The organism is Paraglaciecola aestuariivivens (genome assembly GCF_052983255.1).
The window spans coordinates 21,180-41,676 of the sequence record NZ_JBRKBA010000001.1 but is presented as its reverse complement, the minus strand read 5'-3'; the positions used below and the strand labels follow the sequence as shown (position 1 = coordinate 41,676).

The window sequence follows — 20,497 nt, the reverse complement described above, 5'->3', positions numbered from 1 at the left end:
AGATACCATAGGAATAAATTGTGAACACTGTAATCCAAGAAGTCACCGATAGAATTATTCAACGCAGTGCTAAAACGCGTAAAGACTATTTAGATAAAATCGAAAGCGCGCGCTTGCAAGGGCCACACCGTGGGGTGTTGTCTTGCGGTAATTTAGCCCATGGTTTTGCCGCTTGTGGTGCTGAAGATAAAGCTGACTTGCGCAGCATGACTAAAGCCAATATCGCCATAGTGTCTTCTTATAACGATATGCTTTCAGCGCATCAACCATACGAAGCTTACCCACAGCAACTTAAACAAGCCATTCGTTCGGTTGGCAGTGTGGCGCAATTTGCTGGTGGGGTACCGGCTATGTGTGATGGCGTAACTCAAGGTACGCCGGGAATGGATCTAAGTTTAATGAGCCGTGATGTGATTGCCATGTCTACCGCGGTTTCTCTGTCGCACAATATGTTTGACGGCGCCTTAATGTTAGGTATATGCGATAAAATTGTACCCGGCTTATTAATAGGCGCGTTAAGTTTTGGGCACTTACCTACTGTATTTGTGCCTGCTGGGCCTATGCCTTCTGGTATTCCAAATAAAGAAAAGGCGCGTGTAAGACAAGCCTACGCACAAGGTAAAGCCACTCGCGAAGAGTTGTTAGATGCTGAGTCTAATTCTTATCACTCTGCTGGTACTTGTACTTTTTATGGCACTGCTAATAGTAACCAATTAGTGGTAGAAATTATGGGCTTGCACTTGCCAGGTTCGTCTTTTGTGAACCCTGGTACGCCACTACGTGACGCCTTAACAGATGCTGCTGGTCGTCAAATTACCCGAATTACCGATTTAGGCAGTGAATATCGACCTATAGGTAAGATTGTGGATGCCAAAGCTATAGTTAATGGCCTAGTGGGGTTATTGGCTACAGGTGGGTCTACTAACCACACTATGCATTTGGTGGCAGTTGCAAGAGCAGCAGGTTACATCATTAATTGGGATGATTTTGCTGATCTGTCTAAAGCCGTACCTTTATTAACTCGTATCTATCCAAATGGGTCTGCCGATATCAACCACTTTACAGCTGCGGGCGGCATGGCGTTGCTGTGTAAAGAATTGTTAGATGCAGGCTTATTACATAACGATGTAAACACCATATGTGGCCAAGGCTTAGAGCAATATACTAAAGAGCCAATGTTAGACAATGGCGAGTTAGTGTGGCGAGATGGTCCAACCGAATCTTTTGATAAAGAAGTGGTGGCCAGCGTGGCCAAACCTTTCAAAGTAGACGGTGGATTATCTGTTCTGTCAGGTAACTTAGGTCGAGCTGTAATGAAAACCTCAGCTTTACGTGAGCCTCATTGTAAAATTAAAGCACCAGCTGTGGTGTTTGAAGATCAATTTGAACTGCATGCCGCCTTTAAAGCCGGTGAGCTAGATAAAGATTGTGTTGTGGTTGTGCGTTTCCAAGGCCCTTCGGCCATAGGTATGCCAGAGCTACATAGCCTTACTCCGCCCTTAGCCGTGTTACAAGACCGAGGATTTAAAGTGGCCTTAGTCACAGACGGACGTATGTCTGGTGCGTCAGGTAAAGTACCGGCCGCCATTCATGTGACGCCAGAAGCCATTAAAGGTGGATTGTTAGCCAAAGTTCAAACAGGCGACTTGGTAGAAATGAATACCGAAACTGGCGCGCTAGATATACTGGTTAGTGACGAAGAGCTTAATCAACGTGAAGCCAAAGTAACAGACGTGGCTAAACATCAAATTGGCATGGGCCGCGAAATGTTTGCTGGAATGCGCACCACCTTAACAGGGGCAGAACAAGGGGCGTGTTCATTGTTTAACGGGCAGGACATATAAGATGACGCATTTTGTTGCAGATGTAGGTGGCACCAATATTCGCTTGGCGCAAATTAAAGATGGCGCTTTAATCGAGATTAAAAAATACTTGTGCCAAGATTTTGCCAATATCGATGAAGCCATTAAAGCCTATTTTTCAGCCTACCCTGAACTAAAATTTAGTGCAGGTTGTTTAGGTGTAGCTTGCCCTGTAACAGGCGACAAAGTTGTTATGACCAACAATGCATGGCACTTTTCTATCGAGCAATTGCAAGCTGATTTAGGTTTAACTTGGTTAGGTGTAATCAATGATTTTACCACTGTTGCCCATGCTGTGACAGTCTTAAATGACCAACAAAAGCAACAAGTTGGCCCAGGTAAAGCAGTGGATTTTGACAACATTGCAGTCTTTGGGCCTGGAACTGGCTTGGGAGTTAAGCATTTAACTTATACAGATAAAGGCTGGCTAGCTTTAGACGGCGAAGGTGGGCATGTTGACTTTGCGCCAGTGGATGAAACAGACCTAGCTATTTGGCGTTTTCTAACCCAAAAACTTGGCCATGCTTCTGCTGAAGAAGTGATGTCTGGTCGGGGTTTAGTACATATTTATCAAGCTATAGCGGCGCAAAATAAGCAGCCGGAAGAAGTCGATGACCCGGCTAAGATCACCGAACAAGCCTTGTCGGGCAGTTGCCCTTTGTGTGTGGCTAGCTTGCAGCAATTTTGCAAAATTTTAGGCAGTTTTGCCGGAAATCTCGCGCTAAACCTCGGTACAAGAGGTGGCGTGTATATTGGGGGAGGCATTGTTTCACGCTTTACTCAATTTTTTCAACAAAGTGACTTTCGTCAGCGATTCGAGGCTAAAGGCCGCTTTAAAGACTATGTAGCGAATATTCCTACTTTTATTATCACCGAGCCAGACCATGGTTTACTTGGCGCTATGGCTTATTTAAATCAAAATTTTAAAGGTTAATATGTAATGACAAAGAATTGGAAAATGACATCCGAGGAAATATTCAGCCAAGGTCCGGTTGTACCTGTATTGGTAATCAAAGATGTTGAACATGCTGTACCTCTAGCCAAAGCCTTAATAGCTGGTGGGATACGAGTATTAGAAGTGACTCTACGTACTGACGCGGCCTTAGAAGTCATAGCTAAAATTGCCAAAGAAGTGCCTGAAGCTATAATCGGCGCAGGTACTGTAACTAATCGCGCACAATTGCAACAAGTGGTCGATGCTGGTGCCAAGTTCGCCATCAGCCCGGGTTTAACCACAGATTTATTAAAAGCCGGAAACGAAAGCAGTATTGCGCTTATTCCGGGGGTTTCATCTATCTCTGAATTAATGACCGCTAAAGATCTGGGTTATACTCATCTTAAGTTTTTTCCAGCGGAAGCATCTGGCGGCGTAAAAGCCCTAAAAGCCATTGGTGGCCCTTGCCCTGAAATTACTTTTTGCCCTACAGGTGGTATTAGCCCAAGCAATTATAATGATTACTTAGCTTTACCCAATGTAGCCTGTTGTGGTGGTTCATGGTTAGCGCCCGAAGAGGCTATGCAAAATGGTGATTGGGATAAGATCACTGAGATAGCCAAACAAGCTGTAGCAGGTGTAAAAAAAAACTAAGCTAGTGTTAGAAAACTTAAACATTGAGTGAGTGTTATGGGAGCGTAAATGACGCTCCTTTTTTTGTGCTTATAATCATCTTAACTAACAATCCGCCAACTAAAGCGGTAGAATTGCTCTCATAATAACAAACGAGCATTACTTGCCATGCAGCATTTTATTGTAGAATTTAAAAATGCCTTATCTGCCGACTTTTGCGCTAGTTTAATTAAAAAGTTTGAGTCTGACCCTAATATTACCCAAGGTCGTATGGGATCTGGGGTTGATGTAAACAAAAAAGACAGTTTAGATTTATACCTATCTACTTTGCCCCATTGGCAGCAAGAGCAACAAGCCATAGTGGATACCATGCTAAAAGCTCTTGTGCAGTACGTACGAGCTTATCCACATATGTTAATTGGGGCATTAAGTCCAAGTATATTGCACCCTAAAACGCAGCAACCTCATGTACTTACGATTGAAGATATTCCGCAACTTAATGACGAATATTTAGCAGGCATTATTCATAGTATTTTTGATATCGATGCCATCAATATGCAAAAGTATAAAAAAGGGCAGGGCAATTTTAAACATTGGCATTCGGAACATTTTCCACACCCTAGTGATAAACAACAAAAAAGTTTGCACCGAACCTTGCTGTGGTTAATTTACTTAAATGATGTAGAAGAAGGTGGCGAAACCGAATTTTTATATCAACAAGCTAAAATTAAACCTACCACAGGCAGTATTATTTTATCACCTTGTGGTTTTACTCATACGCACAGAGGCGTAGTGCCCAAGTCTAACGATAAGTATGTGTTGGCGTCTTGGATTATGTTTAGACCTGCAGCACAATTATATGGGCAATAAGCCTTTAGTGAGCTTGGTGAAATAAGTGTAAGGCCTCTAAAGCCAACAAAAATACATCCGCACTGTGTTCTCCGTGTACGTTTTTTACTACTGTCACTGCCCGTTTATGGTCACGACACAATATCAACATAGTGATGCCACCATTGCTTCCCCCTGCATGCATGACTGCATTTGGCATGCTGCTCATCATCAGCTGAGCTTTAGCATTGTTTTGGTAATAACTGCGATCTTTATAGGTATCAAAGCCGATCAACCAGCCAATCCCAAAGGGCAGCTTTTCTCCGGTATTTAGCTGGGCGGGTTGAAACATCCAACTAGTGGTTTTTGCTGGTAAATAATCAGGCAAACTATGGGCAACAGCGAAGCGAGAGATGTCTGAAGCCGACGCAATAAAACCACCACCAGCATATTTATAAGAATGATCAGATTGAGGGGCATTTACAAGTTCGCCATCTTTTACCGCGTATGGTCTGGGCCTGAGGGGAATAATAGGGGCTTGATCATCAAAAGCGGTGTCTTGCATATTAAGCGGTGTAAACACTTCATGCTGGATAATCTGTTTAAAATCCCGCGCACCATCAGCCCCTTCAAGTGCAGCAGCGATAAGGCTAAATGCAAAAGTAGAGTATTGCTGTGCGGTGCCAGGTGCAAATAATAAATCATCGTTTTTAAATAGTGCCAAGCTTGACTGAGTATCAGCGAAGGTTTGATTCAGAATGAACTCAGCATTATTTTTATAGTGCCGAATGCCAGAGGTATGCGCTGCCAATTGCAACAAGCTTATAGGTGCATGGTGTTGAGGCCAGGCCGCCACATATTCAGAAACAGGCGTGGTTAATGATACTTTGTGTTGCTGGTAAAAGCGCATCATAGCTGCAACCGTAATAAGTTTAGCTATGCTGCCTACACGCATTTTATGTTGTGTGGTCATGGCCAGTTGATTTTCAACATCGGCCAGGCCAAAGGCTTGCGCCCATACTATGCCCTGTTGATCTGCTATGGCTACATTGATACCAGGAACAGTGGGGCTAGTGACTGTGGGGGCAAACAAGTTATGTAATTGAGAGTTAAGCTTGGCGGTAGTTGCACTACAGCTAAAACAAAATAAAGCTGCGCTTAGGGCCAGAAGTTTCATCATTATCTTTTCCTATAATTGGTATGAAATTGACTATAGCGGCTTTTTAGTGAGCTTTCTAAATGATTAGGCGTTAAACAAGTGAAGAGGAGTGAAGCAACAATAAACTAGCATGCTAGCTTATTGCTGCTTAAGTTTAGTTGCTCGTTACTTAGCTTCTAATCCCATATTATGTAGGGTAAAAGCAAAGATGTCGGCGTATTGTTCAATGACTTTACTAGTGGGCGTACCTGCACCATGTCCAGCATCGGTTTCGATTCGGATTAAGATAGGGTTGCTACCTGTGTGTTTGCTTTGTAACTCAGCAGCAAACTTAAACGAATGAGCTGGTACAACACGGTCATCATGATCACCAGTTGTAATTAAAGTGGCAGGGTAATCAACACCTGATTTTACATTGTGTAAGGGTGAATAACCCAATAGGTATTCAAACATCTCTTTACTATCGGCCGACGTACCATAGTCGTAGGCCCAACCCGCACCAGAGGTGAAAGTATGGTAACGCAACATATCTAACACCCCTACTGCAGGTAGAGCTACAGCAAAGAGTTCAGGACGTTGCAACATAACAGCACCAACTAATAAACCACCATTAGAGCCACCACGAATGGCTAAACGTTTTGGCGAGCTATACTTTTCATCAATTAAAAACTCAGCTGCGGCAATAAAGTCGTCGAATACATTTTGTTTTTGTAGCTGCGTGCCGGCCTTGTGCCAGGTTTTACCGTACTCACCGCCACCGCGTAAATTAGCTACCGCATACACGCCACCTTGTTCTAACCATGCTGCAATGTAGGGGTTAAAGCTTGGGGTAAGGCTGATATTAAAGCCGCCGTAGGCATACAATATAGTTGGGTTAGTGCCATCTAGCTTTAGGTCTTTTTTGTGGGTAATGATCATAGGCACTTTAGTGCCGTCTTTTGAGCTATAAAACACTTGCTCAGAGACATATTGATCGCTGTTAAAGTCGATTTCAGCTTGTTTGTCTAACTGAAACTCACCGGTTTTAATGTCTAGTGTGTAAATAGAATAAGACGTTTTGTAGTTTTGGAAACTAAAGTATAGCGATTTTGCTTGCTCTTTTGCCGAAAAACCACCGGCTGTACCTACTCCTGGTAAGGTTACTTCGCGTACCAACTGGCCTTTGTAATCAAATTGCTTTACTACAGAAATTGCATCTTGCATGTACTTAGCAAAAATGAACTTACCCGCTGTGCTAGGTGAAAGCACTTGTTCGGTTTCTGCTATTAGGTCTTGCCAATTTTCAGCCTGAGGCTTGTTTGCATTGGCCACTACCACACGTTTGTTAGGCGCGTTTAGATTGGTGACCAAATATAATTTATCAGCTTCGCTATCCAGTAAATAGGTATCGGCATTGCCTTGTTCGTCAATCGCAACTAACTGACTATCAGTGGCGTTTAGATCTTGTAGGTAGAGCTTGTTTCCAGAGGTGGTGTTTGAAGCACTAATTAACAAGTATTGGCCATCCTCAGTCACATCTGCACCTACGTAACGGTGTTTTTGCGCCTCTGTGCCACCAAAAATAAGTTGGTCGCTGGCTTGTTCAGTGCCCAATTTGTGGAAATACACTTTGTGCTGATCGGTTTTTGCCGAAAGTTCGCTACCTTCTGGTTTGTCGTAGCTTGAATAATAAAATCCTTGATTGCCACGCCATGCAATGCCAGAAAATTTAATGTCGTTTAAGCGGGTGGTGATTTCTTGCTTGGTTTCGGTATCTATGGTCACCGCGGTGCGCCAATCACTGCCACCTTCAGACAGAAGGTAAGTAGCTTGGCTGCCATCTTCGGTAAAAAACACCCCGCCCAAAGAGACAGTGCCGTCTTCGCTAAAGGTATTAGGATCTAAAAATACTTCAGGCTCTGCATCGCCTTTTTGACGGTACAAAACATACTGATTCTGTAACCCATCATTTTTATAAAAATAGGTGTATTGACCTTCTACAAAAGGCATACCAAATTTTTCATAATCGACTAGTTGGGTTAAGCGTTTTTCTAGCGTATCCCTTGATGATAACTGCGATAAATAGTCAAAGGTCACTTTGTTTTGTGCTTTTACCCATGCAGCGGTTTCTTCGCTCATGTCGTCTTCTAACCAACGATAAGGGTCTGGGACTTCGGTTGAGAAATATGTGTCTACGACATCGTCTTTACGGGTATCTGGATAACTAATCAATTTGCTTTTTTGCTCTGTTTCTGTGGTTTTTGTTGTGTTTTGAGGTGGGGTACAGGCCATCATTGATGAAGCGAGTATGCCCAAAAGAAGTATTCTTTTCATTGATAATCCACTCTGGTTAGATAAGTACAAAATTTTACCGCGTGTTTTATATCTTATTGCTAAGCAGAAGTAAAAAATCTGTTAAAAATGGCAAGCTTACAAGTGTAAAATAAACACTTTAGAGTTTCGTTGATAATTGTATAGCTGCTGTTTTTTATTAGGTAAGTCAGTTAATTGCGCCTGCTTAAAACCTTGCTCTAAAAACCAGTGAGCAGTCACTGTAGTTAATACAAATATAGCTTTTAACTGTTGTTCACGAGCTTGCTCAATTATAGCTGAGAGTAAGCGTTCACCTCTGTTTCCGCCCCTGTAGTCTGTGTGGGTGGCCATGCAAGCAAGTTCACCCATTTGTTCTTCTTGATAAGGATACAAGGCGGCACAGGCTATGGTCATACCGTCACGAACAATTAACGTAAATTGTTCTACTTCTTGCTCTAAATGCTCGCGCGAACGTTTCACTAACATGCCTTTTTCTTCGAGTGGCTTGATTAATTCAATGATGCCGCCAACATCATCAATGTTGGCTTGACGCAGTTGTTCGTATAAGCGTTTTGAAATTAACGAACCCGCACCATCGCGGGTAAACAGCTCCTGCAATAAAGCGCCATCTTGCACGTAACTAACACAGTGACAACGACTCACCCCCGCTTCTAAAGTACTAGTAATAGCTTGTAAGCTGGCTTTTTGGGGCTGATAAAATGACGACTTTAGTAGGCTATAAATTTGTTCTAATTCAATATTTCTAAGTAGTTTTCCATTCGGCTCTAAAATGCCATCATATTGACTAAACAAAATCAGTTTATCGGCTTTTAAGGCAATAGCGGCACTGGTGGTCACATCTTCATGGCTGAGATTGAATACTTCTCCCGTGGCTGAATAGCCCATAGGCGACAGCAATACAATTGAGCCATCATTAAGGTGATCGTTGATCCCCTCAACATCAATACGACGAACTAAGCCAGTATTTTCAAAGTCTATGCCGTCACGCACGCCTATTGGCATAGCCACCACTAAATTACCTGAACACACCCGAATACGCGCGCCATGCATAGGTGAGTTGGCCAGCCCCATGGTTAATAAGGCTTCTATTTGTGCACGCACCGAGCCCGCGGCATCTTTAACACACTCGAGAGTGGGTTTATCGGTAATACGAATATCCTGAGCAAAGCGTGGGGTTAAGTTGCGCAACCCCACTCTCTGGTCGATTTGGGGTCTGGCCCCATGCACCAAAACTAAACGCACTCCTAAGCTATTTAATAAGGCAATATCATGAATAATATTGGCAAAGTTATCGTTTTCTATAGCTTCGCCACCTAGCATTAACACAAAGGTTTTGCCCCTGTGTGCATTAACATAGGGGGCTGAGTTGCGAATAACTTTAACGCTGTCTATATGAGATACTGCCACACTGGCTTCCTTGTTATTTGTTGGCTAATTCTGCTTGTAATGCTTTTTCTACTGGCGCTATTCCGGTGCCACCTATCACATTGCGTTTATCCACTAAGTAGTCGAGTTGCAATATAGGGTAAACATCCTCTTGGATTAACTCAGAGAAACCTTGTAGTTGAGTCAAGGTTAGCGCTTCTATGGGTTTGTTTTGCTCAATAGCTGCCAACACAACTTGACCTGAAATATCATGCGCGGTTCTAAAAGGAATGCCTTTAGCGACTAGGTAATCGGCCAGTTCAGTGGCGTTGGCGTAACCTTCACGGGCGGCTTTTTCACAGGCCTGTTGGTCTAACTTGATGCTATCTATTACTTCTGTGGCGATACATAAACATATATGCCACTGAGTTGTGGCATCAAGTAGGCCTTCTTTGTCTTCTTGCATGTCTTTGTTGTAGGCCAAAGGTAAACCTTTCATTGTGACTAGCATGGCCTGCAAGCTGCCAAACACTCGGCCACACTTACCGCGCATTAGTTCTAAAGCATCAGGATTTTTTTTCTGTGGCATCAAAGAAGAGCCTGAGGTGACAGCGTCACCTAAGGTAATAAAGCCTGCTTCTCCTGAATTAAAGAATATTAAGTCTTCTGCCATGCGCGACATATGCATCATGCTGGTACTGGCTGAGAATAGTAGTTCTAATACAAAGTCACGGTCAGACACCGCATCTAAACTATTTAAACAGGGACCATCAAAACCTAAATCTTGCGCTATTTCGTAACGGTCAATGGGGTAGGTGGTACCTGCCAATGCACCACAACCTAAAGGACATTGGTTAATGCGTTTACGCAAGTCTTGTAAGCGGCTTATATCCCGCTTAAACATTTCTACATAAGCTAAACACCAGTGCGGATAGCGAACTGGTTGTGCTCGTTGTAAATGGGTATAGCCGGGTAAAATCACCTCTTTGTTTTGTTCGGCACTGGCCACTAGCGAGGCTTTTACCTGAGTTAGATCTGCTAATAATAAATCTATATGTTCTCGGGTCCAGAGCCTAAAGTCTGTGGCAACCTGATCGTTTCGACTACGGCCAGTATGTAGTTTTCTAGCAATATCCCCTAATTTTTCAATTAGGCTAGCCTCCACAAAGCTGTGAATATCTTCTTCACTACTGGCATCAAAATCTAAGCTGCCGGCTTCTGCTTGGGTTAGCAAGTCTTGTAAGCCTTGAGTTAGTTGTTGATGTTCATCTTGGGTTAGTACCCCTGCTTTATAGATGGCTTTTGCCCAGGCAATAGAACCTCGAATATCCTGGCTGGCTAGTGCTCGATCAAAAGGTAGTGAGTCGTTCACTTGCCTAAACATGGCGCTACTGCCAGATTGAAATCGCCCGCCCCATAAACTCATTATTTTTGTCCTTTTTTATGCATAGCTTCAATGCGGCTAGATAAGCTAAATAAACGTATAAAGCCTTCAGCATGACTTTGGTCGTAGACATCGTCGGCACCAAAAGTGGCAAAATCTTCAGAGTAGAGGCTATTGGGTGATTGTCTTTGTACTACTGTGGCTTGGCCTTTATATAACTTCACTACTATGTCGCCAGTGACTTTTTTGGCAAAACTAGCCGCGCCAGCTAATAGTGAATCGTTTAAGGCAGTAAACCAACGGCCGTCGTACATCACATGGGAGTACTCTAAGCCAATTTGTTCACGATATTTTAGCGAGGCTTTATCTAGCACTAAACACTCAAGGGCTTTATAGGCTTTTAAAATTACTGTGCCACCAGGGGTTTCATAACAGCCTCGAGATTTCATGCCAACTAAACGGTTTTCTACTATGTCGATTCGACCTACGCCATGGGCAGCGGCTATCTTATTTAGTTGCATAAGCGCCTGATAAGGGGACAAGGCTTGCTCATCTACATGGGTTAACTGGCCTTGTTCAAAGTGCAGTTTTACACGCTGGGCAGTGTTGGGTGCATCTTCAGGATCAACTGTCATAGTCCAAACCGCTTTACTTGGTTCGCACCAAGGATCTTCTAATTCCCCCCCCTCATGGGAGATATGCCAAGCGTTGGCGTCTCGGCTGTATATTTTGGTAGCCGAAGCCGAGGTTTTAATATTGCGTTCGGCTAAATAATCAAGCAAGTCTTCGCGAGAAACCATGTCCCATTCTCGCCAAGGTGCAATAACAGTAAGTTCAGGGGCGAGGGCAGCAAAGGTGCTTTCAAAACGAACTTGGTCATTGCCTTTACCAGTGCAACCATGACAAAGGGCATCAGCCCCAACTTTGCGAGCTATTTCTACCTGAGCTTTGGCAATAATAGGACGAGCCATTGAGGTGCCTAGTAAGTACTCACCTTCGTAAACTGCACCTGTAGTAATAGTAGGGAATATATAATCAGCGACAAACTCTTCTTTTAGGTCAACTATGTAACACTCGCTAGCGCCAGTTTGAATTGCTTTGTCGTGTAAGCCTTGTAACTCTTCATCACCTTGGCCTACATCAGCGGCAAATGCCACCACTTCACAAGCATAATTTTCTTTTAACCACGGGATAATAGCTGAGGTGTCTAAACCGCCTGAATAGGCCAACACTACTTTTTTGATGGGTTTATTTTTTGCAATTGCCATAATGTTTCCTTAAAAGCAGCCAAAACTATAAGTGTTTGGTGTAATAGCATCTCTGGCTGCATTAATGTTTAATTGGGTTAAATAATAGACCTAAATTAGGCGCTAAAAAATTTGCTTTATGACTTAGTTAAAAGCTTAACTAATATCGCGTTTTGTCCATGCATTCTATTTTCAGCCTGCTGCATGAGTAAAGAGTATTCGCTATCAATTAAACTTCCAGATATCTCTAAATCTCGATGTGCTGGCTGGCAATGCATAACATATTGCGCGCCTGTTTTTGTCATTAATTCTGGCGTAATGGCGTAGTCTGCAAAGGTATCTTTTATTTGTTCAAGCGGGGTAGTATCACCCATAGATATCCAGGTGTCGGTATAAAGTATGTGAGCGCCTACTGCGGCTTCAATGTCATTACTAATTGTTAATTTACCACCGAACTGCTCAGCTCTCTGCTGGCCTAATTGAATAATATCTTGGTTTACCTCATAACCTGGCGGGGTCACCACTATCACTTCGCAGCCTAAAGCGACGCCCATTATGATTAGGGAATGAGTGACATTATTTCCGTCACCAATATATGCCAATTTTACTTTACTTAAATCTTGATAGTGTTCGCTAATAGTTAAATAGTCAGCCAAAGCTTGGCAAGGATGATAAAGATCACAAAGCGCATTGATTACTGGTACTTTGGCTGATTCGGCTAGTTGTTCAAGGGTACTATGTGCATAAACCCGAGCCACTATGGCGTCTGCCCAACAAGCTAAGTTTGCGCCCATATCATGTGTATCTTCGCGGCCAACTAATTGATTGGCTTGGCAATCTAAATACACCATGTGACCACCCAGTTTGTTGATGCCAATATCGAAACTTACACGAGTTCTTAGAGAAGGCTTTTCAAACAAGGCCACAATAGATAATCCATCTAGGGCATTTTTATAGTCAGCTGGCTGTTGTTTAATTTGAGTGGCTAACTTAATTAGCGCTTCTAGCTGGGGTTTGCTCCAGTCTTTAAATGACAGAAGATCTTGTTTCATGCTGATTCCTTTTCTATTGCAGGAAAAGAGTCTGGCAATATGGTGCTGCCTAGATGTTTTCCTTGAGATAAACCTAATAAAGTGTTGCTGTCTTTCCAACTGGCAATGGTCACACTTCGACCTAAACTATTGGCCGCCTGTTGTGCGGCTTGTACTTTTACTACCATGCCATCTTTAATGATATTGTCCTGGGTTAGCTTTAGAATTTGTTGATGACTAAGGCTTTGAATAAGTTGTTTGTTGGCATCTAATACCCCAGGTACATCGGATAACAATAACAATTCCGCGTCTAATAATTGGGCAATAGCGGTGGCGGCTTGATCGGCATTGATGTTTAACAAATTACCTTGTTGATCTGCCCCAATAGAACTAATGATGGCTAACATTTGACTGCTTGCAATTGCTGTTAAAAGGTTAGGGTCACCAGGCTCAACTGTGCCGACTGCACCAAGTTGTTGGTTAATGGTTTTGGCAATGCACATTTTTCCATCTAGAAGGCTTAAACCCACAGGGGTTAGCCCTGCTGATAAAGCTAATGCACATAATTCTTTGTTTGCGGTGCCAGCTAAGGCACCAACTATATATGGCATATGTTCTTTAGGTGTGACCCGCAAACCGTCAATTTTTTGGGTAGGTAATTTTAACGCACTAAGCAAATCTTCTACTATGGCGCCGCCACCATGCACCAAGACTAAGGTAAAGTGTTGCTGCAGCTCTTTAAGGGTGCTTAAAAACTTAAGCGCCTCTGCGCCAGATTGCATAAAAGCGCCGCCGACTTTTATTACATAAACTTTTTTATTCGCACTCATGACGTCACCAATTCACATTCTGATTTAAACCCAAATCTTAAATTTGCGCATTGCATGGCCTGAGAAGCCGCACCTTTTAACAAGTTATCAATAGCGCTGCTGACCACCAAATAACCGTTATTGGGATCAAACTTCCAAAACAGATCACAATAGGCTGTTCCTACTACGTCATCGACTTTAGGCCAAGTGTTTCTTAAACGCACAATCGCACTGTTCTGATAAGCATTTTGATAGGCTTCAGCAATCTGAGAAGCATTGACTTGCTTGGCCACTTTAATGGTTATGGTGGCTAATATTCCACGTTTAAAATTGCCTAAGTGCGGGGTAAAAATTACTTCGGTCCCTAAATAGTCAGAAATTTCTGGCTGATGTCTGTGCCCTAACACACCATAAGCTTGCAAACTAACTTCAGAAAAGCTGTTGGTAAGTGAAGCTTTTCTGCCTGCACCGGTAACGCCCGACACCGCATGAATAATTGGTCTAAATGCAGGATCTAAAATATTTGCTTCCTGTAAAGGTTTTAAAGCTGTTAGTGAGGCAGTGGGATAACAACCAGGTACAGCCACAAGTTTGGCTTGTGTTATGTCAGCTTGATGCCACTCTGCTAAGCCATACACAGCTTGGCTTAATAGCTCTGCAGCTTTATGCTCAAAGCCGTAATATTGAGCAAAAGTTTGTGGGTTTTTTAAGCGAAATGCACCAGACAAATCCATCACAATCGCCTTGTCGCTAGTTAAGGCTGGCATCCAATCGTGACTCGCCTGATGGGGCGTAGCTAAAAATATCAGATCAAAACTTTTGGCCAGTTGCGCTAGGTTATTTTCATCAATAGGCTGTAAAGTTAAATTTAAGCGATTAAAAAATTGAGGGTGCAGATCGCCTAAACTCTTGCCAGCATCCTCGCTATGACTAGATACAAAAATCGCCGCTAATTCAAAGCCACTATGTTGTTCTACCAAAGCTGCTAATTCTGCGCCCGTGTAGCCACTGGCCCCAATTATGCAAGTTTTGATCATCTCATCGTTCCCTAAAGGTGGAATAAGTAAAAAGGTAAAGTTAAAAAAGATAGGAGAAAAAAAGCACTCTTTGCAAAATACTTGGGATAATGCAAAGAGTGAGCTATACGCTACAGAATCGACCTTTGTCGATAATACACACTGGCGAAGCTAGACAGGGAAATAACTGGTAATAAATTTTTGTACATAAAGTTTAAAAGTCGCTATCCAAGTTGTGCCGATTAAACACATATAAGTTAAATTTGTTTTTGATGGATATAGCATGCCACGTGTTATATATTTATGCAATAAAAGTGAATAATTATTTTTTAAGGTGTTTATGCCAAATTTATCTTTCTTAGAAGCCTATGGCTCAATCATTAAATCGCCATCTATCAGTGCCTTCGACCCAAAAGTTGATCAATCAAATCAGCCGCTAATTGAGCTCTTATCAAACTGGTTTTCAGATTTTGGTTTTGAAATAACTATTCAAGCAGTGCCTGATTCTAGAAATAAATTTAATCTTTTAGCCAAAATAGGCAGTGGTGAAGGGGGATTATTACTCTGCGGTCATTCAGATACTGTGCCTTTTGATGAAGGCCGATGGCAATCTGATCCTTTTTTATTACAACAAAAAGATAATAAACTGTTTGGCTTAGGCAGCTGTGATATGAAAGGTTTTTTTGCTTTTATACTCGAAGCTTTAAAGGCCATTCCTTTGCAAAAATTAACTAAGCCTTTATATATTTTGGCTACCGCTGACGAAGAAACTTCTATGGCTGGCGCGCGTTTTTTTGCCGAGCAGCAACTGATTAAACCCGACATGGCTATTATTGGTGAGCCAACCGAATTGATCCCAATTTATAAACATAAAGGCCATATAGCCCAGAGTTTACAAATTCAAGGGCAATCTGGGCATTCTAGTGATCCAGCAAAAGGCGTGAATGCCATTGAAATTGTTTATCAAGCCATTGGCCAGTTAATGGACTTACAAGAACAGCTAAAAAACAAAGTGCATGATCCCGCTTTTAGTGTGCCTTATGCCACTATGAATCTAGGGCACATTCATGGTGGAGATTCAGAAAATCGTATTTGTGGTCATTGTCAGTTAAATTTTGATTTGCGCTTGGTGCCCGAAATTAGTGAGCAGCAAGCTTTAGCCCTAATAGACGAGGCCTTAGCTCCAATAAAAACCAAATATCCAAACCGCTTGAGTTTAGATTTGATGTACCCCATTGCCCCGGCCTTTGCCTGTGAAGATGAGCAGAATATATTAGCCTTAGCCGAACAATTAACAGGGAAAAAGCCTAAAAGCGCCAACTATGCCACTGAAGCACCATTTATCAATCTACTCGGCTGTGACACTATAGTATTAGGGCCTGGCAGTATAGAACAAGCACATCAGCCAGATGAGTTTATGTGTTTGGATTATATCAATCCCACAGTGCAGGTTTTAACACAAATGATCACTAAGGTGTGTCTGTAACTTGTATATGAGTTTTTAAGCTGTTTATTTTATCGTTAAGTTGAAACAAAAGAGGGCGTTTTAGATGCAAAAAACCATAGCTTTGGTGGCACATGATCATAAAAAACCTGATCTGGTGAAATGGTCGTTAAAACACAAAACTGAGCTAAGTAAGCACAAACTTGTGGCAACGGGCACTACAGGTGGCATTTTACAAAAAGAATTAAATTTAGATGTACACCGTTTTCATAGCGGGCCTTTAGGCGGAGACCAACAAATAGGTGCCTTGATTGCTGAGCAAAAACTAGATTGTTTAGTGTTTTTTTGGGATCCGTTAAACCCTGCGCCTCATGATCCTGATGTAAAAGCTTTATTAAGATTGTGCTCTGTATGGAATTTACCCGTTGCTTGTAACATAGCAACCGCAGATATGATTATCACTTCGCCGCTTTTTACTGAGGGAAGTTATCAACCTGAAGTACCTGTTTTCTAATAAATTATGCTCCAGTACTAGGCTAAAGAGAGTTAGGTTAATGGCTATGTTAGCCATGTAGACGGTTGTTAACCTAATTCTACTATCATTGAAATTGCTGCTAAAATGCTCAACTTTTAAATTAAATCTAGAGTTGTTCTGGCATTTAGCATCTTCTTGGTTTTTCACAGTACTAAAGAACTATTCAACTTCCCCAATCTTTTACCCACACTAACTGCGTAACTTTTTAGTCGAATCTAAGTTGCAGAAAAAACTAATTGATGCCCACTTGGCTGACCTAAAGGTTGGTCAAATTAGAAAAAGAACAGGGAACTACCTTTATGAAAAAAACAATTCGCTTTAGAAAGGCACTGCTGCCTTTACTAATTAGCTCAAGTATAAGCTCGGTTTATGCGCAAGAAGTTGATACCAACAAACAAGATGTCGAAAAAATAAATATTACCGGTAGCTATGTGAAAGGGTCTGAAACCTCTGAAGCTAACCCAGTGTCAATTTTTGATAGCAGTGATATTAAAAATCTTGGCGGAGCCGATGTATCTGAGATCATAAGCCAAATTTCGGTGAACAGTGGTGCCGAAAATAGACCTGATACTTTTACCAGCTTCTACAGCCAAGGTACTGCTAACGTTAACCTTAGAGGCTTAGGCCTTTCTTCTACTTTGGTTTTGATTAACGGTAAACGTCAAACTATCAGTGGTGCCAAGGCTCAAGATGGCAGTGTTTTTGTGGATACAGGTTCGGTACCAGCCATAGCATTAGAGCGAATTGATATTTTAAAAGAAGGGGCGGCTGCAACCTATGGATCTGACGCAGTAGCCGGGGTAGTTAACTTTGTTACTCGTAAAGAATTTGATGGCATTAGAGTAGAAGGTTCGTGGCAAACTACGACCAGCGATAGTCAAGAAGATTTAAATCTTGGCGTGATAGGCGGCTTTGATATTAGCGACAATACCCATGTAGTTTTGGCTGCCACTATGTTGCGCAGGGGCACCTTAAATGCGCGTGAAAGACCAGAACTGGTAAACCGTGCAATTAGTAGCTTAGGTACTAGTTTTATTTTACCAGCTGATGTAGTAGTGGAGTCTGGCCCTTACCAAGGTAACTACAGCGCGGGTGAAAATGTGCCTAACCCAAATTGTGAGGCTGTTGGTGGTATTCGTATTCCGCAAGGCAATGGCGAACGTTGTGGTTACCACTATGGCTTGCATTACAATGTGGTTAACGAAGAAGAAAGAGAGCAATTATATTTAGGCATCTCTAGCGAGTTAGAAGATACAAACTTTGAATTAACCGCTATGTATACAGATTATGATGTACTAGATAATTACACTGTACCTTCGTATCCTAACCTTACTTTCCCTACTGTACCTGCGAATCATCCTAGTAATCCATTTGGTGAAGATGTTGTATGGTTAGGTCGTCCTTATCCATTTTTAGCCAGAGAAACCACATTACCCGCCCCAAGACAAAACAATACTTTCCGTGTTGATGCGAGCTTGTCTGGTACCTTTAGTAATGACTTTGATTGGTTAACTTCTGTTGCCTATAGTGCAAATGATTACAGCATTACCCAGCCAGACTTATCTCCTTCTAAACTAGATTTAGCAACATTAGGGCAAGGCGGAACAAGCGGTGATTTGTTGTATAACCCTTTTGATCCATTAGCGGCCGATAACTTACTTGTTCGCGAGTGGGCATCTACTGCTTTTGCATCTAAAACTAGCACTAGCTTGTTAGTGTGGGATGGTGTAGCCAATGGTGATTGGTTTGAAATGCCTAATGGTTTTGCCAGTATTGCGGTTGGTGCACAAGTACGTCATGAAAGTTACAAAGTACAGCCAGATGAAGTATCAACTTTAAGATATGACGCACAAGGCAATCCTTTAAGTAATGATTTCTTGTTCTTAGGTGGGGTCAATACTGTTGACGAATCTAGAGCGACCTATGCGTTATTTGTTGAAAGTGAAGTTCCTTTAGCAGAAGGCTTAGATCTAAACGCGGCAGTGCGTTACGAAGTGTTAGACACAGCTAACAGTTTTGATCCTAAGTTATCTATACGTTATCAATTAACAGACAACATTATTGTGCGTGCATCTGCGAGTACCTCTTTTAGAGAGCCTTCACTTGCTCAATTTTATGCACAAAACGTAAACACAAAAGGCATTCAAGATTTTGTGTTAGATGCAAATGGTAACTTTGTGCTTGATGCTAATGGGCAAATTACGCCTAGAGGTGGCACATTGTTTGTGCGCGAAACCCAAAACGGTAGCCAAGACCTAGAACCAGAGCAAGCTACAAACTATAACTATGGCATAGTGTGGAATAGCGATGCGATACAAGCCCGTTTAGATTTTTGGAAAGTGGATTATAAAGACGTTATTACCATTGAAGATGCTAACGGTAAGTTGCTAGCCGATCCTGATGGCGAAGATATTATTCGTCTAGTACCTGGGGATCCTACCAGTGAGTTAACAGGTGTAATTACTAACTACTTTAACGCTGAAACTATTGATGCCAGCGGCATTGATTTTGAAGCCACTTACGCATTAGATGTAAGCGAAGGAGAACTTGAGTTTAAAGTTGCTGCAGCGCACATTCTGAATTACGAAGTGCCATTAAATGGCGTGAGTACAGACGTATCTGGTTTGTTTAATCACAATAACTTTGTACGCTCTATGCCAAAAACTAAAGGCAATCTATCTGTACAATGGAAAAACGACCAACACAGCATTTATGCACGCTTAAATTATGTGTCGGATTATACCAATACACGTGTGGTGCCAGCATCTACGGGATTAACCGATAAGATTGATTCTTATAGTCCTGTGGACGTTCAATACCGTTACAACATGGAATTAGGTGAAGGGGCAGCTGAAGTGACCTTAGGCTTAATTAATGTATTTGACCAAGCGCCACCTGAAGTATATGACGCAGCTAACTTTAGTTATGATCCTAAACATCATGATCCTAGAGGACGCTTATTCTACATACGCGGCGCTTACCACTTTTAATTAGCGCATCAAAAAGCCACCCTTGAGGTGGCTTTTTATTTTTAGTTTGACCCTAGTCAAAATACCTGTGTTTATTTTTTGCTGTGCTTACGCATTTTAGCCTCGGCTTTAGCTTGCTGCTCTGGAGTCAGAAGATTCCAAGAGTCGTGCTTCACTTTAGTTTTTAGCATTTTGGCGGTGGTAAAATCATCCTGGTATTGCTGCCACAAACTTTGCCATGCAGCCTGACTAAATTCGGCACTGTGGATCAATTGACGCTCAGACTGTTTAAATTCTTTAATTTTAGCTTGAACTGGCTGCATCTCAGCTTGGCTAGCCTCTCTTATTGCTGCCAATTCGCTCACTTGCTGGTCTGTTAAATCTAAGGCTTTCATGCGTTTATGTTGTTTGCGCTTTTTGGCCTTCTTGGCTTTTTTATTGGTTTTTTTGTCAGTCATTTGCTGTGCAAGCTGAGCTTGTTGTTCAGTTGTCAGTAAAAGCCATACTTGGTGTTTGTTAGTGGCTTGTTGCAAAGCTTTTTGGGCAAATAATTTTTGTTGCTCAGCAATTACATTCGCAACTTCTGTGGCTTGCCACTGATCAGCTTGGACTAAGCTACGTAATGATTCATTAAGTAATTTTGCATCTTGTTTCATTAAGCCTTTGTCTGCTTTGTTTTGTTTCCTTAATTGGCGAATATCTTGCTTCTGAGCATCGCTTAAATCTAACTCAGAAAACATACGACGCATTGACTGGTGGTTTTGCTCCTTGCCTTTATGAGCAAAGCTTGGCGCTGAAAAAGCTAGCACTAGGCATAAAGCAATAGGGGTGATGCGCGGGGCATTAATAGATGTTTTATTGAACATGTTTTTATCCTCTTGATTAAGTGCTAACAAGTTTAAGTCACTCAATGCAAAGAAACGCAAAGGCAGTGTAAAGCTTGTGTAAAGGTATCAGGTTAGTCAATA

Annotated in this window: 16 protein-coding genes; 7 read left to right on the top strand and 9 right to left on the bottom strand. The window is 42.1% G+C overall.

What is annotated here, in order from left to right; genetic code table 11:
• The first annotated feature begins 20 nt into the window (after positions 1–20).
• The 4 genes from edd to ACVCDT_RS00210 all read left to right on the top strand — a co-directional run bounded on the left by edd (position 21) and on the right by ACVCDT_RS00210 (position 4,299).
• Positions 21–1,844 carry a phosphogluconate dehydratase gene (gene edd / locus ACVCDT_RS00225; protein ID WP_447130727.1) on the top strand — a complete coding sequence of 608 codons (1,824 nt, stop codon included), beginning with the start codon at positions 21–23 and terminating at the stop codon, positions 1,842–1,844.
• A 1-nt stretch (position 1,845) separates the two neighbouring features.
• Complete coding sequence (locus tag ACVCDT_RS00220) at positions 1,846–2,796, top strand: glucokinase (RefSeq protein WP_447130726.1); 951 nt, start codon at positions 1,846–1,848, stop codon at positions 2,794–2,796.
• Between the two features lie 6 nt (positions 2,797–2,802).
• Positions 2,803–3,450, top strand: a complete 648-nt coding sequence (locus ACVCDT_RS00215) for a bifunctional 4-hydroxy-2-oxoglutarate aldolase/2-dehydro-3-deoxy-phosphogluconate aldolase (RefSeq protein ID WP_447130725.1) — start codon at positions 2,803–2,805, stop codon at positions 3,448–3,450.
• A 147-nt stretch (positions 3,451–3,597) separates the two neighbouring features.
• Positions 3,598–4,299 carry a 2OG-Fe(II) oxygenase gene (locus ACVCDT_RS00210; RefSeq protein WP_447130724.1) on the top strand — a complete coding sequence of 234 codons (702 nt, stop codon included), beginning with the start codon at positions 3,598–3,600 and terminating at the stop codon, positions 4,297–4,299.
• Between the two features lie 4 nt (positions 4,300–4,303).
• Here ACVCDT_RS00210 and ACVCDT_RS00205 read toward each other — a convergent pair whose 3' ends face one another.
• The 8 genes from ACVCDT_RS00205 to argC form a co-directional block, all read right to left on the bottom strand.
• On the bottom strand, positions 4,304–5,437 hold the full coding sequence (locus ACVCDT_RS00205; RefSeq protein ID WP_447130723.1) for a serine hydrolase domain-containing protein: 1,134 nt from the start codon (positions 5,435–5,437) through the stop codon (positions 4,304–4,306).
• A 144-nt stretch (positions 5,438–5,581) separates the two neighbouring features.
• Positions 5,582–7,729 carry a prolyl oligopeptidase family serine peptidase gene (locus ACVCDT_RS00200; RefSeq protein WP_447130722.1) on the bottom strand — a complete coding sequence of 716 codons (2,148 nt, stop codon included), beginning with the start codon at positions 7,727–7,729 and terminating at the stop codon, positions 5,582–5,584.
• A gap of 96 nt (positions 7,730–7,825) precedes the next feature.
• Positions 7,826–9,136, bottom strand: coding sequence for an amino-acid N-acetyltransferase (gene argA / locus ACVCDT_RS00195; RefSeq protein WP_447130721.1), 1,311 nt, complete (start codon positions 9,134–9,136; stop codon positions 7,826–7,828).
• Positions 9,137–9,149: 13 nt separating this feature from the next.
• Positions 9,150–10,520 (bottom strand): argininosuccinate lyase, encoded by a 1,371-nt coding sequence (gene argH, locus ACVCDT_RS00190; RefSeq protein ID WP_447130720.1) that lies wholly within the window; start codon positions 10,518–10,520, stop codon positions 9,150–9,152.
• On the bottom strand, positions 10,520–11,746 hold the full coding sequence (locus ACVCDT_RS00185) for an argininosuccinate synthase (protein WP_447130719.1): 1,227 nt from the start codon (positions 11,744–11,746) through the stop codon (positions 10,520–10,522). Before ACVCDT_RS00185 ends, argH begins: the two co-directional genes overlap by 1 nt.
• A gap of 116 nt (positions 11,747–11,862) precedes the next feature.
• On the bottom strand, positions 11,863–12,777 hold the full coding sequence (locus tag ACVCDT_RS00180) for an ornithine carbamoyltransferase (RefSeq protein WP_447130718.1): 915 nt from the start codon (positions 12,775–12,777) through the stop codon (positions 11,863–11,865).
• The gene (gene argB / locus ACVCDT_RS00175) at positions 12,774–13,586 is read right to left on the bottom strand and encodes an acetylglutamate kinase (RefSeq protein WP_447130717.1); all 813 of its coding nucleotides are present in this window, start codon (positions 13,584–13,586) and stop codon (positions 12,774–12,776) included. Before argB ends, ACVCDT_RS00180 begins: the two co-directional genes overlap by 4 nt.
• Positions 13,583–14,602, bottom strand: coding sequence for an N-acetyl-gamma-glutamyl-phosphate reductase (argC, locus tag ACVCDT_RS00170; protein ID WP_447130716.1), 1,020 nt, complete (start codon positions 14,600–14,602; stop codon positions 13,583–13,585). Before argC ends, argB begins: the two co-directional genes overlap by 4 nt.
• 319 nt (positions 14,603–14,921) lie before the next feature.
• On the opposite strand from argC, the gene argE reads away from it, so the two are divergent.
• The 3 genes from argE to ACVCDT_RS00155 all read left to right on the top strand — a co-directional run bounded on the left by argE (position 14,922) and on the right by ACVCDT_RS00155 (position 19,550).
• Positions 14,922–16,067 carry an acetylornithine deacetylase gene (argE, locus tag ACVCDT_RS00165; RefSeq protein ID WP_447130715.1) on the top strand — a complete coding sequence of 382 codons (1,146 nt, stop codon included), beginning with the start codon at positions 14,922–14,924 and terminating at the stop codon, positions 16,065–16,067.
• 64 nt (positions 16,068–16,131) lie between these two features.
• Positions 16,132–16,539, top strand: coding sequence for a methylglyoxal synthase (locus ACVCDT_RS00160; protein WP_447130714.1), 408 nt, complete (start codon positions 16,132–16,134; stop codon positions 16,537–16,539).
• A gap of 320 nt (positions 16,540–16,859) precedes the next feature.
• A complete protein-coding gene (locus ACVCDT_RS00155; RefSeq protein WP_447130713.1) occupies positions 16,860–19,550 on the top strand; it encodes a TonB-dependent receptor domain-containing protein in 2,691 nt (896 codons plus the stop codon).
• Between the two features lie 71 nt (positions 19,551–19,621).
• On the opposite strand, the gene ACVCDT_RS00150 is transcribed toward ACVCDT_RS00155, so the two are convergent.
• Positions 19,622–20,395, bottom strand: a complete 774-nt coding sequence (locus ACVCDT_RS00150) for a Spy/CpxP family protein refolding chaperone (RefSeq protein WP_447130712.1) — start codon at positions 20,393–20,395, stop codon at positions 19,622–19,624.
• Positions 20,396–20,497 lie beyond the last annotated feature (102 nt).